Origin of the sequence: Streptomyces sp. NPDC088747, from assembly GCF_044751025.1 — a bacterium.
Lineage (GTDB): Bacteria > Actinomycetota > Actinomycetes > Streptomycetales > Streptomycetaceae > Streptomyces.
The window spans coordinates 244,781-262,308 of record NZ_JBIVKZ010000004.1 but is presented as its reverse complement, the minus strand read 5'-3'; the positions used below and the strand labels follow the sequence as shown (position 1 = coordinate 262,308).

The 17,528-nt window shown below is 74.1% G+C and carries 2 protein-coding genes (1 of these 2 cut by a window edge); both read right to left on the bottom strand.

Features of this window, described 5'->3' with window-relative positions; all coding sequences use genetic code 11:
- On the bottom strand, window positions 1–5,010 hold the 5' end (the start) of the coding sequence (locus ACIP79_RS12005; protein ID WP_401222295.1) for an SDR family NAD(P)-dependent oxidoreductase. Its footprint begins 9,639 nt before the window's first position; the window shows 5,010 of its 14,649 coding nt (coding positions 1–5,010); the start codon lies at window positions 5,008–5,010; its stop codon lies beyond the left edge, outside the window.
- Window positions 5,007–17,528: an SDR family NAD(P)-dependent oxidoreductase gene (locus tag ACIP79_RS12000; RefSeq protein WP_401222293.1), complete on the bottom strand. Its 12,522-nt coding sequence runs from the start codon at window positions 17,526–17,528 to the stop codon at window positions 5,007–5,009. The genes ACIP79_RS12005 and ACIP79_RS12000 overlap by 4 nt, the downstream gene beginning before the upstream one ends.

Below are 17,528 nucleotides of genomic sequence, written 5' to 3'. Positions count from 1 at the left end.
GGCGCGTGCCAGGTGGAAGAGCGCGACCGCACCGCGCTCCTGGCTGCGTTCCAGGTGGTCCAAGTCCTCGTGGCTGTAGCGGGTTCGGTCGATTCCGCCGAGGAAGTACACGTCGGGGGCAGGCCCCGCCTCGGCGAGCAGCCGTGGCAGGTCGGTGGCGGGGTCGAGACGGTCGAGGTCGGCCACCAGCGTGTCCGCAGACCGCTCGGCCAGCCGCGCGCCCAGGCCGAAGTCGTCGGTGGTGGAGAGCACCAGGGCACGCCCGCGTCCGGTGTCGGCCGGGCGTGCGGGCTCGACGGCGGACCACTGCGGTCGCATGTAGGTGACCGGCTCCCCGGCGGGGCGGGCCCGGCCCGCGACCGTGAAGTCGTCCAGAACGACCACGGGTTGACCGCTTTCGTCGGCGACGACCACGTCGCAGCGGGCGGTGGTGCCGTCCGAGCGCAGCAGCCGGGCGTACGCGTAACGGGCCGCGCCGGGCTCACCGAGCAGGCGGACCGCCGCGACGGCCGCGGGGACCGGGGTGCGGGCCGCGAGGTCGTCGGGAAGGATGCCCTGAACCGCGTGCAGGGCGCTGTCGATCAGACCGGCGGGTATGGATCCGGGTGCGGCGGGCTCCGACGCCGGTTCCAGATGCTCCGGTTCCAGTTCCACCAGAGCCTCACCGGAACCGCGTCGCAGGGTGCGGACCCGGCGGTAGGCGGGGCCGTAGTCGAGGCCCGCGGCGGCGGCCAGCTCGTAGAGTTCCGCGCCGCTGATGGTCTCCCGGCAGCGTGCGCGCAGGGCGTCCAGCTGAAGGCGTTCGGCCGGGTCGTGTTCGCCCCGGCGGACCGTGCCGGTGCTGTGGACCGTCCGGTCGCCGCCCTCCCCCGTGCTGATCTCGTACGTCGCCCCGTCGGCCGCCGGGCGCAGCACGACCCGTACGTCGCTCCCGGCGTCGTCGACCTCCAGCGGCACCCGCCAGCGGACGTCCGTCAGGGCCGAGGGACCGGCGCCCTCCAACTCCGCTGTCGCTCTGGCGAGTTCGAGTTGCAGGACGCCCGCGACGAGCCTGCGGCCGCCCACCACGTGGTCGGCGACGAGCGGGTCGGCGGGGTCCAGCCGGACGGTGACGGACTCGGGTTCCGGCTTGCGGGAGGTCCTACGGAGCCAGTGGCGTCCGCCCGCGAACGGATAGGTGGGCAGCGGAACCCGGCGTACCCCCGGACGGTCGACGCGCTGCCACGGGATGTCCGCGCCGCCCGTGAAAGCGCTGGCCAGTTCGCCGAGCCGTCCCGACTCGGCGAGGCGCAGCAGCTGTTCCGGGTCCTGGTCGGCCGGCGCCGCCAGATCGGCGCGTCCGGTGAGCAGGCCGGGTACGGCGCGGCCGGCGAGGTGGGCGCGCAGGGCGGGGACGATCTCGGCGACGTCCCGTACGACGAGGGCGAGCCGGGTGTCGAGCTGGTCGCGTCCCTGTTGCAGGGTGACGGCCAGCGAGTCGAGCGGGAGTTCGGCGGCGTCGGTCCGTTCGAGGTGTTCGGCCAGTCGGGCGGCCACGGCCCGCAACCGCTCCTCGTCGCGCGCGGACAGCACGATCAGCTCGGGCCGTGCGGGCGGTCCGGGCTGCCGTACGGCCGGCCGGTACTCCTCGACGACGACGTGGGCGTTGGCTCCGCCGGCGCCGAAGGAGCTGAGCGCGGCCAGTCGGGCCCGGTCGCCGCGCCGCTCCCATGGCTGGGCGGCACGGGGCAGCACGAAGGGGGTTCGGGCGAGGTCGAGGGTGGGGTTCTCGTCCTCGCTGTGGAGGGTGGGCACGATGGTGCCGTGTTCCATCTGGAGCAGGATCTTGGTGAGGCCGCCGATCCCCGCCGCCGACTCCGCGTGCCCGATGTTGGACTTCACCGACCCGAGGGCGCAGAAGCCGGTCTCGTCCGTGTACTCGCCGAAGGCCCGGCGCAGCCCCTCCACCTCGATGGGGTCGCCCAGTTGGGTGCCCGTGCCGTGGGCCTCGACGTATCCGACGTCGCGGGCGTCGACCCCGGCGGCGCGGAGCGCGTCCGCGACCACCCAGCCCTGGGCCTGCGGGCTGGGCACGGTGTAGCCGTTGGTGCGGCCGCCGTGGTTGACGGCCGTGCCGCGGATGACGCCACGGATCGGGTCGCCGTCCGCGACGGCGGCCGACAGCGGCTTGAGGACGACGGCGCCGACGCCCTCGCCGGGCACGAAGCCGTCCCCTCCGGCGCCGAAGGCCCGGCAGCGTCCGCCCGGGGCGAGCATCCGCAGTTCGGAGAGGACGACCCACTTGCTCGGGTGGACGTTGAGGCAGACGCCGCCCGCGACGGCGACGCGGCTCTCGCCGGAGCGGAGGCTCTCGCAGGCCAGGTGGAGCGCGGTCAGCGAGGCGGAGCAGGCGGTGTCGACGACCATGCTCGGGCCGTGCGCGTCGAGCCAGTACGAGAGGCGGTTGGCCGCGGAGAAGTCCATCGCGGGTGCGATCACGCGATTGCCCCGGCCCCATTCCTCGGCGCCCAGGAGGCCGTAGGAGGAGCCGGTGACGCCGACGAAGACGCCCACCGCGTGGCGTCCGCGCGGGTCGCGGGTGCGCTCGTGGAGCAGGCTCCGCGAGTAGCCGGCGTCCTGGAGCGCGCCGGCGGCGACCTCCAGGAAGAGCCGTTCCTTGGGGTCGCTGCGTTCCGCCTCACGCGGCGAGACGTTGAAGTAGGCGGCGTCGAAGCGGGCCACGTCGGTCAGGAAGCCGCCGGAGTCCCCGTACGACATGCCGGGCCGACGGGCGCCGGGGGCGTGGTACTCGGCGTGGTCCCAGCGGTCCGGTGGTATCTCGCCCACGCAGTCGCGGCCCTCGGACAGGGACCGCCAGAACTCCTCCAGGTCCTCGCCCCCGGGGTAGCGGCCGGCCAGGCCGATGACGGCGATGGGCTCCTGGGACGCCGCTTTCCCCGGCCCCGGCCCGGTCACGGCCGCTTCCCGTTCCGTGACGGGGGCGGCCGGGGTGGAGGAGAGCAGGCGGCTGAGCCGGTCGGCGTGGGTGCGCACCAACTGGGCGGCGAGCTCGGCCACGTTGCGGTACTCGAAGAACAGCGTCACGGGCTGCGGGCCCAGTTCGTCCTCCAGCACGGTGGTGAGCTTCCGGATCAGGATGGAGTCCACGCCGATGGTGGAGAACTCCTGTTCGCGGCGCAACCGTCCGGCAGGCAGGCGGACGGTCTCCGACACCAGCTTCAACAGCCACCTCTCCACGGCAACGACCAAGCCCACGCCCGCACTTGAGGCCGGGTCCGGGTTCATCGCCGGGTCGGGCGCCGAGCCGCGAACGGCCGGGACGGCGTCCAGGTCCGCGGCGGCCGGGCGTGCGCTGAGGCCGTTGACGGATCCGGCGGCGGCTGCCGGGTCGGCGGCGAAGGCGCCGGCGGGTTCGTGGACGGCCCAGCCGGCGGACCGGGTGTCATCCGGCAGCGCGCCGCCGGGCCGGTCCGCCATCCGTGAGGCGATGAATTCCGCGGCCCGGGACGGGTTCCCGTAGACGGCCAGCCATTCCGCGCCCTCGCCGCGGACGGCCGCCTCCAGCGCGGCGAGTCCCTCGGCCGGGGGCATGGCGACCATGCCCTGGAGCTCCTCCAGCACCCGCTTGTCGCTCTGCTCCAGGTCCATGCCGCCGCCGCTCCACAGCGGCCAGCAGACGGACACGGTACGGCCGCTCCGTCGTCCCTCCCTCACCAGTGCCTCCCTGGCCGCGGCGAACCCGCCCAGGCCACGGTTGGCCGCGGCGTAGTCGCTCTGGCCGGCCATGCACAGGTAGGCGGCGGTGGAGGAGAAGAGCGCGAGGAAGTCCAACGGCAGGTCGGCGGTGGCCAGGTCGAGATTCCGGGCGCCGACGAGCTTGGGGACTGTCACCGCGAGCACGGCGCGCGGATCCTTGTTGACCACATAGGCGTCGTTGTTGATCCCCGCGGAGTGCAGGACCCCGTGCAGCGCCCCGAACTCCCGCAGGGCGAACCGCACGGCGCTCTCGACGTCCGCCGGATCGCCGACGTCCCCACGGACGTAGTGGGCCGCTCCCCCGAGGGCGCCGATGCGCGCGCGGGCCGCGTCGATCCGCTTCCCGGGTTCGGACCGTCCCATCAGGACGAACCGGGCACCGTGCCGCTCGGCCAGCAGCTCGGCGAGGCGCAGCGCGATGCCGCCCGCGCCTCCGGTGATCAGATAGCCGCCTCCTTGCCGGAAGACCGGCCGGTTCTCCGCCGGTGCCGCGGCGGGCAGCACGGTGCGAACGGCGCGGCCTCGCCGGTCGTTGCGGACCTGGGCGGCGCCCGGCCGGGCCTGGGCCAGTTCGGTGAGCCCGAGCCGGAGGGCTTCCCCGGCCCCGGCCGGTCCGGGTGGCAGGTCGGGTGCCTCGACGGCGACGGCGCGGATACGGCGGTCCTCGAAGCCGGCGATCTGGCAGAAGCCGCCCAGGGCCGAGGCCACCGCTTCCCGGCCGGGTCCTGTGACCACGCACGCGAGTTCGACCGGCCCGTTCTCCCGGTCGGCGACCAGCGCGCGCACGGCCGCGAAGACGGGGTCGAGAGCGTGTTCCGCCGCGTCTGCCGCGACGTCGACCAGGAAGAGGACGTGGCTCGGCGGCCGACCCGTCCGGCGCCGGTCCGCCCACAGCGCGGCCCAGGCCGCCGTGTCCGTCGGATCGGCGAGGTGCGCCGTGCCCTCGGGCAGCGGGCCGGCGGCGCCGACAGCGACGCGGAGCGCACCGGTGGGCGACGCGGTGAGCGACCGGCTGTCGGTGGCCACGACCGTCAGGCCCAGCGGATCGGCCCCGGCCTGGGCGGAGACGGACCGCCCCTCCCGGAACGCGGACCGTCCCTCCCCGGAAGAAGGCCGCCGCTCCCACTGCGGGCGGAACAGGGCCAGGCTGTGTCCGCCGGGTCGCAGCAGCGAGATCGCCTCGGCGGGCGTGAGCTCGCCGGAGTCGACCCGGGCCAGGATGTTCCGGCGAAGAGAAGCGGACTCGTCGGTCATACGTGGGATCCGTTCTCGCTCGTGGTCATCAGCCGGTCGACCTCGTCGACCGACAGCTCACCGCGCTGAAGCGCCTCCAGCACGCCCTGCAGCCGGCCGTCGGCCGCGCCTTCCGCCGCCGGGCTCCCGACCGCTCCCGGCACGCCGTACGCCGAACCGCCGGAGCCCTCCGGCGTCCCCGCCGCCCCAGGCACCTCCGGCGTTCCCGCCGCCCCGGTCACTTCCGGGCCGTGGGCCCAGTGCCACTCGGGCGCGAACGGGTAGGACGGCAGGGACACCCGCCGGGCGCTCCCGCGCGGGCCGCCGAGCACGGACCAGGGGAGGTCGGCCCCCGCCGCCCAGGCCCGGCCCCGGTCCAGGAGGTCGTCGGGCACGGGGTCCCCGGGCCGCGGGGCGTGCGCTCCCGCGGTGCCGACGGCGTACCGGCCGGGCCGCCCCTCCAGGAAGGCGCCGAGCTGCTCCCGGATCCCGTCCTGGTCGGAGGCGACCAGGGCGAGCCGCGCGGTCATCGCGTCCCGGCCCTCCCCCAGCGTGAACGCCAGGTCGGGGAGCGGGACTTGGTGTGCGGACAGGTGGCCGAGCAGCCGCCGCGCGGACGCGCGCAGCCGGTCCTCGTCGCGGGCGGAGAGGAGTACCAGTCGCGGGCCCTCGGCTGTCGGCGCGGTGGCCTCCCGGCCGGGCGGTTCTTCCAGCAGGACGTGGGCGTTGCCGCCGCCGAAGCCCATCGAGCTGATGCCGGCCCGGCGCGGGACCTCCCGTCCGGCGGCGTCCGTCAGGCGGCGCCACTCCCGGGTGGCGCCGACGACGTGGAACGGGCTGCCCTCCAGCTCCAGCAGGGGGTTGGGCCGCCGGTAGTGGATGCTGGCGGGCAGCGTGCCGTGCCGCATCGCCAGTACGACCTTCACCAGGCCCGCGATGCCGGCGGCCGCCTCCAGGTGGCCCATGTTGGACTTGATGGTGCCGAGGCCGCACCAGGGGGCCGCCACGTCGCCCTGTTCTCCGGTGAGTTCGGCGAAGGCGAGCCGCAGACCGCGTACCTCGATGGGATCGCCGACCACCGTGCCGGTGCCGTGCGCCTCGATGTAGGTCACCGTGCGCGGGTCGACTCCCGCCCTGCGGAACACCGAGGAGATCAGGTCCGCCTGGGCGGCGGGACTTGGCACGGTCAGGGACTGCACATGGCCGCCGTGTCCGGTGCCCGTTCCCCGGATGACGGCGTGCACGGTGTCGCCGTCCGCGAGGGCCCGGCTCAGCGGCTTGAGCAGCACGGCGGCGACCCCCTCGCCCCGTACGAACCCGTCGGCGGACTCGTCGAAGGTGCGGCAGCGTCCGGTGGGCGAGAGCATGCCGGTCTGGCCGAGTGCCACGTACAGCGGTTCGGTGAGCACCAGGTGCACGCCGCCCGCGACGGCCTGGTCGCAGTCGCCGTCGCGGATGGCCCGGACGGCCGCGTGCAGGGCGAACAGCGAGCTGGAGCACGCCGTGTCGACGGACTGGCTGGGTCCGCGCAGGTCCATCAGGTAGGAGACCCGGTTGGCGATGATGCAGTGCGCGAGTCCGCTGCTGGAGTGCGCCTCCCGGTCCCTGCCGATGGCCGTGAGGTGGCCGTCGTAGTCGTGCGAGGTGGCGCCGACGAACACACCGGTCCGGGTGCCCCTGAGCTCCGAGGGCCGGTGGCCGGCGTCCTCCACCGCCGCCCAGGCCGCCTGGAGGAAGAGCCGCTGCTGAGGGTCCATCAGGTCGGCTTCCAGCGGCGAGATCCCGAAGAAGGCGGCGTCGAACTCGCCCACGCCGTCGATGAAGGCGCCCCACTTGCTGTTCGTACGCCCGGGGGTGCGGACCGGGTCTCCGTGGATGCGCCGCCAGTCGAACCGCTCGGCGGGTATCTCGGTGACCAGGTCGGCGCCGTCGCGCAGGTTGCGCCAGAGCGCGTCCGCGTCCGGCGAGCCGGGGAACCGGACCGAGAGGCCTACGACGACGACCGGATCGTCGGCGGCCGCCTCGTCCTCCTCCGGCACCGGTGCCGGGCCGGGCGTGGGCGTCGGGGTCGCGGTGAAGCGGGCGCAGGCCTCGGGGGCGTGCTCACGGAGGTATTGGGCGACGGCGTCGAGTGTGGTGCGCTCGTAGAGCAGCACCTTCGGCAGCCTCCCGAAGTCCTTCTCCAGCCTGCGGACCAGCTGGATCGCGCCGAGCGAGTCCAGACCGTAGCGGTCGAAGGTCGCGGTGGGGTCCATGTCCGTGACGGGCAGCCGGAGGAACTCCGCGAAGATCGCGCTGAGATGGGCGATCAGGGAGTCTCCCGATGCGGCGTCCGGTGCGGTGAGGGGCACGGCCGCGGCGGCCTCGGCAGCGGACTCGGCCGGGGACTCCGCGGCGGCCTGCTCACGCACCGGACCTGAGGCTGTCGCGAGCAGCACCGACTGGTCCAGGTCGGTCTCGTCGAGATCGGCCGCACCGAACGGACGGACTCCCGCGAACCCGGCCGCCACGAGCGCCTGCCGCCAGCGCGGTACGTCCAGCAGCGGGGCGCCGGGCAGACGTTCGGCGGGTTCCTCGAACGCCCACCAGCCGGGGATCATGCCGAACATCAGGGCGAGGTAGTCGAGGTTGCAGGTGACCTCGTTGAGTACCAGCAGGCCGTCCTCGGCCAGCAGGGTCCGCAGCCTGCCGAGACTGCGGGAGATCCGCCGGGTGGCGTGCACGACGTTGGCCGCGAGCACCAGGTCGGCCGAGCCGGGCTCGAAGCCCTGCGCGGCGGGTTCCTTCTCCAGGTCGAGCACGTCGAAGCGCAGCGGGACGCCGTGGCCGCCGAACTCCCGCTCGGCGGCGCGGAAGAAGGACGCCGAGACGTCGGTGTAGCGGTAGTCGACGTGCCGGGCGTCGGGGCCGAGCGTCGCGAGGAGCCGCAGGACCCGGTCGCTGGTCCCGCCGGTGCCCGCTCCGACCTCGACGATCCGCACCGGCCGGCCCGGGTGGGCGGCCAGCCGTGCGGCGGCGAAACCGTGCACGGCGCGCGCGACCAGTTCGTTGTAGTGGTCGGCGATGGCGTTGCCCCGGTAGATGTCGGCGAGGACGTTCGGGTTGTCGCCCGAGAAGTACAGCTCCAGCGCGTCGACCCGGCCGCCCAGCACGTCGGGCAGGGCGGGCAGGCACTCGCCGACCAGCCGTACGTGGGCGGAGAGTTCGGGGTACCGGGCGAGCAGCGTGTCCAGCTCTCCCGGCGCGTACGGGCTCGGGTCGGCCGCCCGGCCACGGCGCAGCACACCCTCGATCACTCCGGTCAGCCGATCGTACGACGGGTCGGCGGCCGACGACGCCAGCGCTCCGGGGGCCAGCGGATCGCCGCCGAGGCGACCGCGCAGATCCGCGTCGAGCATCCGGGCGGCGGTCGTACCGAGACTCCGTAGAGCGGTCGCGACGCGCCGGCCGTCGTACGTGCTGCCGCGCAGGTACGAGTCCACGGCGTGCCCGGCGGCTCCGGCCGGTCCGGACCCGGCGGCGGTGGTGGCCTGCTCGGACCTGGCGGCAGGTGTCGGGGAGACTGTCGTCGCGAGGCCGGGCGCGGGCGGTCCGGTCAGCGGCCTGGGCGGCGGCGTGACGACGGGTGTCGGTGCGCCGGGTGGCACCGTGGAGCGGGCGGGGGCGCGCTCGGGGCCGGCGGCACCGGTGGTGGGAGCGGACAGCCAGTAGCGGTCGCGGGCGAACGGATACGTGGGCGTCGCCAGCCGGGGGGCGGATGCCTCGGGGCGGGCCGACCAGTCCACGGTGCCCCCCTCGGTCCAGCGGCGTGCCGTCCGCGCCGCGTCGGCCGACGGGTCGGTGCCCACCAGGCGCAGCGCGTCGCCGGTCAATCCTGCCGCCAGGAGTTCGTCCAGGCCGCGCAGCAGTGCCCGGCGGTCGGACGCGACCACGGCGGCACGGGTGTTCAGCGCGATACGGCCTCGTTGCAGCGTGGCGGCGACGGAGTCGAGCGGTTCGTCCGAGTCGGCGAGGTAGGCCCGCTGACGGGCGATCACCTCCAGCAGCCGCCCGCGGTCGGCCGCCGAGTACGGGAACACCAGCGGCCCCTCGGACGACGGCGTGCGCCTCGGCGACGTAGGGGACTGCTCGACCACGACGTGGGCGCACGCCCCGCCGAAACCGAACGAGCTGACACCTGCGCGGCGCGGCAGGCCGGAGGCGGGCTCCCAGCGTTCGGTGGTTCCGTTGACGCGGAGCGGTCCGCTGTCGAAGTCGCAGTACGGGTTGGCGCGGCCGTAGCCCGGCATGGCCGGGATGAGGCCGTGCCGTACGGTCAGCGCAGCCTTGATCAGACCGGTCAGGCCCGCCGCGGCCTCGGTGTGGCCCAGGTGTGCCTTGGCGGTGCCGACGGTGCAGAAGCCGGTACGGGAGGTGTGCCGGCCGAAGGCCGCGACGAGGCCGTCGACCTCCACGGGGTCACCCAGCTTGGTGCCCGTGCCGTGCGCCTCCAGATAGCCGATGGTGTCCGGGGCGACGCCCGCGTCGGCCCAGGCGGCTTCGAGGAGTGTGCTCTGCCGCTCGGGGTTGGGGGCGGTGACGGCGCCGGCCCTGCCGCCGTGGTTGGCGGCGGTGCCCCGGATCACCGCGTGCACCGGGTCGCCGTCACGCAGCGCGGCGGCAAGCGGTTTGAGCAGGACGGCCGCGACCGCCTCGGCGGGCACATAGCCGTCGGCCCGTTCGTCGAAGGCGTGGCAGGCGCCGCTCGGCGAGAGCGCGCCGATCGCGGAGAGCTGTGTGTAGTGCCGGGGCGTGAGGATGAGGTTGGTGCCCGCGGCGAAGGCCATCGCGCACTCTCCGCGCCGCAGCGCGGCCACCGCCAGGTGCACGGCGTAGAGCGAGCCCGAGCAGGCGGTGTCGACCGTGAGGCTCGGGCCCGTGAGGTCGAAGAAGTGGGAGGGCCGGTTGGCGGACATGGACACGGCGGTGCCGATGGGCTCGTACGGCCCCACCGGGCGGTCGCGACGGATCATCTCCTCCTCGTAGTCCCGGAAGGAGCGGCCCACGAACACCCCGGTGTCCGAGCCCTGGAGCCGGCCGGCCACCGCGCCGTCCTCGGCACTCTCCCAGAGCACTTCGAGCAGCATCCGGGACTGCGGGTCCGTGGCCTCCGCCTCGTCGGGCGACATCCCGAAGAGAGCGGCGTCGAACCGGTCGGCGTCCGCGAGGAAGCCGCCGCGCGGGCAGTCCGTACGGCCGTCGCCGCCCCGCGGGTCGTAGACCGCGCGATGGTCCCAGCGGTCCTGCGGCACGTCGGTGACCAGGTCCGCGCCGCTCAGCAGCCGTTGCCACAGTTCGGCGGTGTCGCGGGCGCCGGGGAAGCGGCCGGCCATGCCGATGACGGCGATCGCGCCGTCGGCTGACTCCTCGGCGGGCTGGTGTGCGGGCCGCGCCAGGCGGGAGGACTCCTCGGGGAACTCGGCGCACAGGTGCGCGGCCAGCTTTGCCACGTCGGGGTAACGGAAGAAGACGGTGGGCACCAGGGGGAGGCCGAGGTCGGCCTCGATCCGGTCGTTCAGGGTCATCAGGTCGGCCGAGGTGAGCCCGAGGTCGAGGAAGCCGCCGGGGTCGGGCGCGACCGGTGTGCCCAGGAGTTCGCGGACGAGTTCGTCGAGATAGCCGGTGACGGCATCGAGTACGTCGTCGCCCGAGGTCATGGCGTTCGCCTCCTCGGCGGTGGCTGTGCGGGCGGCCTGCGGCGCGCCCGGGTGGGGGGCGGTGGAGGGCGGCAGGTCACTGCCGGGGCTGCCGGCGCCCGCGGTGATCCACCTGCGGCGCCGTTCGAAGCCGGTGAGTTCGAGCGGCGTACGGCGCGGTCGGTGGCCGTCGGGTGCCTGCTCCAGCACCACATGGCAGTTGGTGCCGCCGAACCCGAAGGAGGACACCGCGGCACGGCGTGGCAGCCCGGGTTCCGACTGCCACGGGCGGCCCGACGTGACGGGGCGGAACGGGGTGCGCTCGAAGCCGAGCCTCGGATGCGGATCCTCGCAGTGCAGCGTGGCGGGCAGGTATCCGTGCCGCACCGCGAGCACCGTCTTGACCAGCGAGGCGATGCCGCCGGCGTGCAGCAGCGCGCCCAGGTTGGACTTGACCGAGCCGACCGCGCAGTGCTGGGTGTCGCTGCCCATGCTGCGGTAGACCTCCGCCGCCGCGTGGATCTCGATCGGGTCGCCGAAGCGGCTGGCGGACCCGTTGACCTCCAGGTAGCCGATGGTGGAGGAGTCGACGCCCGCGGCCCGCATCGCGGTGCGCAGCAGGTCCGTCTGCGCCTCGTGGCTGGGGGCGGTGAGGCCGAGGGTCCGGCCGTCGTTGTTCACCGCGGAGGCGAGGAGGGTGGCGAGCACCTGATCGCCGTCGCGCAGGGCCCGCTCCTCGGTCTTCAGGAGCACCATCCCGAGCCCTTCGCCCGGGACGGTGCCGGTGGCCGCCCGGTCGAAGACCCGGCTGTGCCCGTCCTGGGAGAGCACGCCCGCGCGGCCGAGGCCGAGGTAGACGAACGGGTCGAGCAGCAGCTCGCAGCCGCCCGCGATGGCGTAGTCGCACTCCCCGGTCAGCAGACTCTGCGCGGCCTGGTGCACGGCGACCAGGGAGGAGGAGCAGGCGGTGTCCACGGCCAGGGACGGGCCCCGGAAGTCGAAGACATGGCTGATCTGGGTGGCCACCATGTTGGGCAGCGCGCTGACCAGGAGTTGCGGAGTGGTCGGCGGGCCGCCGATGCAGTTGCGGCGGACGTAGTCGTTGGCGCCGACTCCGAGGAAGACGCCCACTTGTTCTCCGGCGACCTCCTTGCGGGAGTAGCCCGCACGGTCGAGGAGTTCCTGCGCCAGCTCCAGGCAGAGCCGCTGCTGCGGGTCCATCCAGGCGGCGTCCTGTTCGCTGATGCCGAAGTACTCCGCGTCGAAGTGGTCGATGCCGTCGATGAACCCGCCCCAGCGGGCCGCGTCGACCACGTCGGGGTCGGCGCCCTCGAACCAGGCGGGCGACCAGCGGTCGTCGGGGGTGGCGGACACCGAGTGGATGCCGCGTACCAGGTTCTGCCAGAACTCCTCGACGGAGGGTGCTCCCGGCACCCGGACCGACGCCGCCACGACGGCGATCCGCCCGGTCGGCGCCGCCGGCCCGCGCACGGTCGCCGACACGGACGCGGACCGCGTCCCGGCGCCGAGCCCGGCGGAGGTACCGGCCGACCGCGTGCTGACCGGGGACGGGATCTCCCCCGGCGAAGCGGGACGCGGTTCAGCGGCGGCGAGGACGGGGGTCTGCTCGGCTCCGAGGGCGAGAACCGGGACAGGGGCGGGGAGTTGGTCCGGTACGAGGGCCAGGGCCGGGGCCGGGGCCGGATGGGAGACGGGGGAACGCTCCGGGGCGGCGGAGACCTGACCGAAGGCGGAGTCCGAGACGGAGGCCCGGCCCGGAGTATCGGACCGGCCCGGAGTATCGGACCGGCCCGGAGTATCGGACCGGCCCGGAGTACCGGACCGACCCGAAGCAGCGGCCGGGTCCAAGGTGGCGGCAGGCTCCGAGGCCGCGGGGTCCGAAGTGTCGGCCCGGTCCGAGGCGGCGGCCGGGAGTTCCCCGGCGAGATGCTCCGCCAGCGCCCGCAGGGTCCGGCGGCGCGCGACCACGGACGGCACGATGGCGGTGTGGTAGCGCTGTTCGAGTATGTCGAGCGCGCGCATCGCCGCGATCGAGTCCACTCCGTAGTCGGCGAGATCCTCGTCCGGGTCCAGGTCCTGTTCGGGGAGCTTCAGGACCTCGGCGAAGATCTCAACGAGCTCCTGGCACAGCGCCTCGGCGCTGACGCCGGTCCGCTGGACCTCGGGGCGGCCGACCTCGGCAACCGTGCCCGTGCCCGTACCGGTACCGGCGTCCGCCTCCGCACGGTGCATCGTGAGCCGCTGTTCCAGGCGGGCCACGTCACCCCGGAACACGGCGAGTTGGCGGGCTTCGTGGCGGAGGGCGAACTCCAGAGCCGCGAGTCCGTCCGGGGTGTCCAGTGGTTCGAGGCCGTTGACTTCCAGCACCGTGCGCTCCACGGCGGGGTTGATGCGCATGCCGCCCTCGGCCCAGAGCGGCCAGTTGACCGAGAGGCTGCGTCCGTGCCGGGTGCGGCGGGCCCGCAGTGTCTCGCGGTGGTGGGCGAACGCGTCGAGGTAGCGGTTGCCTGCCGTGTAGTCGGTGGTGCCGACCGTGCCGAGCACCGAGGTGGTGGAGGAGAAGAGGAGGAAGTAGTCGAGCGCGGAATCGCGGGTGGCCTCGTCCAGCAGCCGGGTGCCGACGATCTTGGGCGCGGTGACCCGGTGGATCCCCGCACTGTCCTTGCTCAGCAGCAGCCCGTCCTCGACGACTCCCGCCGCGTGCAACACCCCTGTCAGCGGGCCGAGTTCGGCCACCACGGCCGACACGGTCCCGGCCACCGAGAGCCGGTCGGTCACGTCGCAGCTGTAGTACTGGGCCCGGGCGCCCAGCGCGACCAGTTCGGCGACCGCCGCCTCCTGCTCGGCTCCGCGCGGGGAGCGGCCGAGGAGGGCGATCCCCACCCGGGCCCGTCCCGCGAGATGCCGGGCGACCAGTCGTCCGAGTCCTCCCGCGCCACCCGTGATCAGGTAGGTCCCACCGTCCCTGGCCACGGGCACGACAGGACCGTCGGCCGACAGAACGCGCCGGAAGCCCAGCACCTCACGTCCGGCGGGGCCGACCCGAACCTCGATGTCCTGCCAGGCGGCGGCCTCGGCGAGCAGGGCACGGCACTGGTCCGGGATGCCGAGGGCCGGATCGAGGAGCAGCGTCTTCAGCGCCAGTTTGGGCTGTTCCCTCCGTACGCCGCGGGCCAGACCTCCCACGGCGGCGTGCTCGGGGTCCTCCTGCGCGCCGGCGTGGGCGTACACGACGGGCAGGGTGCCCACACAGGACGTCAGCCAGGCGCGGGCCAGCGCGAACGCCCCGTCACGCGCGGCGGAACCGTCCTGACGGAGCGGCCACAGATGCAGTACGGCGGCGGGGTCGACACCCTCGTCGCCGAGTGCCCGCGCCAGGGCACGGTGGTCCTCCTCGGCCGACGGGTCGACCGTGAACTCGTCGGCGCCCGTGCGGGCGAAGGCCGTCCCGGACCGCACGGCGATCACCCGGCCTGCCAGGCGGCGCAGCTCGGTCAGGCGTTCGGTGTCGTCGTCCAGCACCAGCAGCACGCCGTCCGGCCGCTCGGCGCTCGCGGGCCGGAACGCCCACACGGGCTCGTAGACCAGCAGGTCCGCGGGCGCCTCGATGTTCTCGCCCGGGGCCGTGGCCTCGGCGGCGGGCGTCCGCGCGGGGGCGACCTCGGGGGGCGGAGTCCGGTCGGCCATCGGAATCCAGCACCGGAGGCGGTCGAACGGGTAGGTGGGCAGTGAGATCCGCCGCCCGCCGGTGCCCGACCAGCCGGTGTCCGACCAGCCGGCGTCCGAGCCGACGACCCAGGCCGCAGCGGTCCCGGCCGGACCGCTGCCCTGCGCCGGGCCGCCGGAACCCCGCCTGACCCGGCCGGTGAACAGCCGGTCGGGGTCCGTCCGGCCCGCTCCGTACAGGGTGAGCAGGTCGATCAGTTCCGCGGTGTCCCGGGCCACCACCGCCAGCCGGTGTTCCATGGCCCGTCGTCCCACGCGCAGTGTGTGGGCGACATCGCCGAAGCGCGCTTCGGGGTGCTCGGCCAGGAAACGGCCCAACTGGTCGGCCTGGGCCCGCAACGCCTCGGGGGTCCGCGCGGACAGCGGCACGACCTGCGGGTCGTACGGTGCCACCCGGGCGTCGGCCGTTCCCGTCCGTACGCCGACGCCGCCGCCGCTGGGCTCCGCCTGCCCTTCGTACTCCTCCACCACCATGTGGACGTTGGCGCCGCCGAAGCCGAAGGCGCTGATCCCGGCCCGTCGTGGCGCGGGCAGGCCGGTGCGCGGCTCGTTCACCCGCGGCCAGTCCCGCCGCTCGCGCGCGACGTAGAACGGGCTGTCGTCGAAGGGGATCTCCTGGTTGAGCCGCTCGGTGTGCAGTGTCGGCACGATGGTCCGGTGCTGCATGGACAGCAGTACCTTCGTGAGGGCCGCGATACCCGCGGCGGCCTCCAGGTGGCCGACGTTGGACTTCAGCGAGCCCACCGCGCAGAATCCGCGGCGGTCGGTGGAACGGCGGTAGGCCTTGGTCAGCGAGGCGATCTCGATCTGGTCGCCCAGCGTGGTGCCCGCGCCGTGCGCCTCGATGCTGGTGATCGTCTCCACCTCGACGTCGGCCCGCCGCAGCGCCTCCAGGACCACCCGGCCCTGTGCGTCCGGGCTCGGCACGGCGAAGCCGCTGGTACGGCCCGAGTGCTGGACGGCCGAACCACGGATGACGCCGTAGATGTGGTCCCCGGCCGCCTCCGCCTCGGCCAGCGGCCGCAGCAGTACGGCTCCGACTCCCTCACCGGGCACATAGCCGTCGGCGCCTTCGCCGAAGACCCGGCAACGGCCGTCCGTGGACAGCAGGTTGTTCTCGGCCAGCCGGAGGTACTTGAAGGGGTGCAGGGACAGGTTCACCCCGCCGGCGAGGGCGGCCCTGCACTCACCGCGCCGGATCGCCTCGCAGGCCAGGTGGATGGTGGTCAGCGAGGAGGAGCAGGCGGTGTCGAGCGAGACGCTGGGGCCGCGGAAGTCGAAGGCGTACGAGACCCGGTTGGTGATCAGCGAGAAGGTGGAGGCGACGATCTGCGGGTTGTCCCGGGCGAGTTCCTCGATGGCGTGCAGCTGGTAGTCGTTCCACATCACGCCCGCGAAGACGCCGACGGCGCCGCCGGTCTGCCGGCCCAGCTCCTCCGGGGTGTAGCCGGCGTCCTCGACGGTCTGCCAGGCGGTCTCCAGGAAGAGCCGCTCGTGCGGGTCCATCAACTCGGCCTGGCGTGGCGAGATGTTGAAGAACAGCGGGTCGAAGTTCTCGATGCCGTCGACGAATCCGCCCCACTTGCCGTGGGTCTTTCCCGGCTCGCGGCGTCCGGGCGCGAACCAGGGCGCGTGGTCCCAGCGTTCGGCGGGCACCTCGGTGACACAGTCCCGGCCGTCCCGCAGCACCCGCCAGAACTCACGGATGTCCGCCGCCCCCGGGTAGCGTCCGGCGAGACCGACGATCGCGATGTGCCCGCTGTCGTCCTCGGGCCGGGAATCCGGGAGCCGGACCTCGGCGGCCGGCCAGGAAGGTGACTCGGGGACCGGGACCTCCACGACGGCCGGCTCGCCCTGCTCCTGCGGCGCGGGGGCGCCGCTGCCGGTCAACCGGTGCCCCTGGCTCTTCAGATGGGCCGCCAGCGTGTTCACGGTCGGGTACTCGAACAGCAGCGTCGGATAGAGCTCGGTGCCGAGCAGTTTCTCCAGCGAGACGGCGATGGTCAGCAGGTTGACCGAGTCCAGCCCGAGGTCGTAGAACCCCCGCTCCTGGTCCACGGGCGCGTCCCCGCTGTCCAGGGCCTTGGCCACCAGGTCGCTGATCGCCTCCTCCAGGCTGCGGTGCTCCTCCCCCGGCTGCTCCTCCCGGAGTTGCTCGGCCGGCGGCAGCGAACGCGGCGCGGGCGGAGCGGACGGTGTGCCTGTCTCGCTCTCGGCCAGCCTGGTGATCAGGTCGGCGGTGCGGACCCGTTTGGCGCGGAAGCCGGTGATCCGGGCGACGACGCTGCCGTCCGGGTGGCAGATGTGGAGGTCCGCCGTGACGGTCTCGGCGTCCAGTTCCCGTTGCTCGACGCGCGGGACGTACACCTGGGCCGCCGCGCCCAGCCGGCCGTACGCGCGGAAGGACTCGATGTAGATCGGGATGAACGGCCTCGCGGCGCGCTCCCGTTGGTCCGGCTCGAACTGGAGGAACGGAACGAGGGTGGAGAAGTCGAGGGTGACCGGGTGGATGTGGAAGTGGTCCAGGTACTCCTGGGCGTCGGGTCCGAGGCGGACGTCGCCGAGGGAGAAGCCGTCCCCCCGGTAGACGGTCCCGTCCACCTTCATGAAGTCCCGGTGGTGGATGTCCACTTGGCGGGCGAAGGCGTACAGCGTGTCGGCGTCGCAGACCTCGTCGGCGGCGGACTTCAGCCGGTCCGTGTCGACGCGACCCGCCGGCTCGGCGGCGGACAGCCGGATCTCGGCCTGGAAGTTGGTCTCCCAGGCCTCGTCCAGCACGACACCGCCGCTGGTCGGACGGCTGCGCACGGTCACCGGCAGGACGCCCTGCGGGGACGGCGAGTCCACGGCGATCTGCAACTGCCGGTCCCGGTCGCCCGCGGCGACGACGGGGGCGATGAACAGGCAGCGGCGCAGTTCGGCCGCGGCCGGGTCCACGCCGGCGTGGCGCAGCAGTCTCAGGACCAGGTCGAGGAAGAAGACGCCCGGCAGGACGGGGGTGCCGTGCACGAGGTGGCCACGCACGATCTCGTCCTGGGCGGTGACGCTGGTGACCAGGTGGCGGCCGGCCAGCCGGTGCTGGTCGGCCTCGAAGCGGGGATCAACCACGGTCGACAT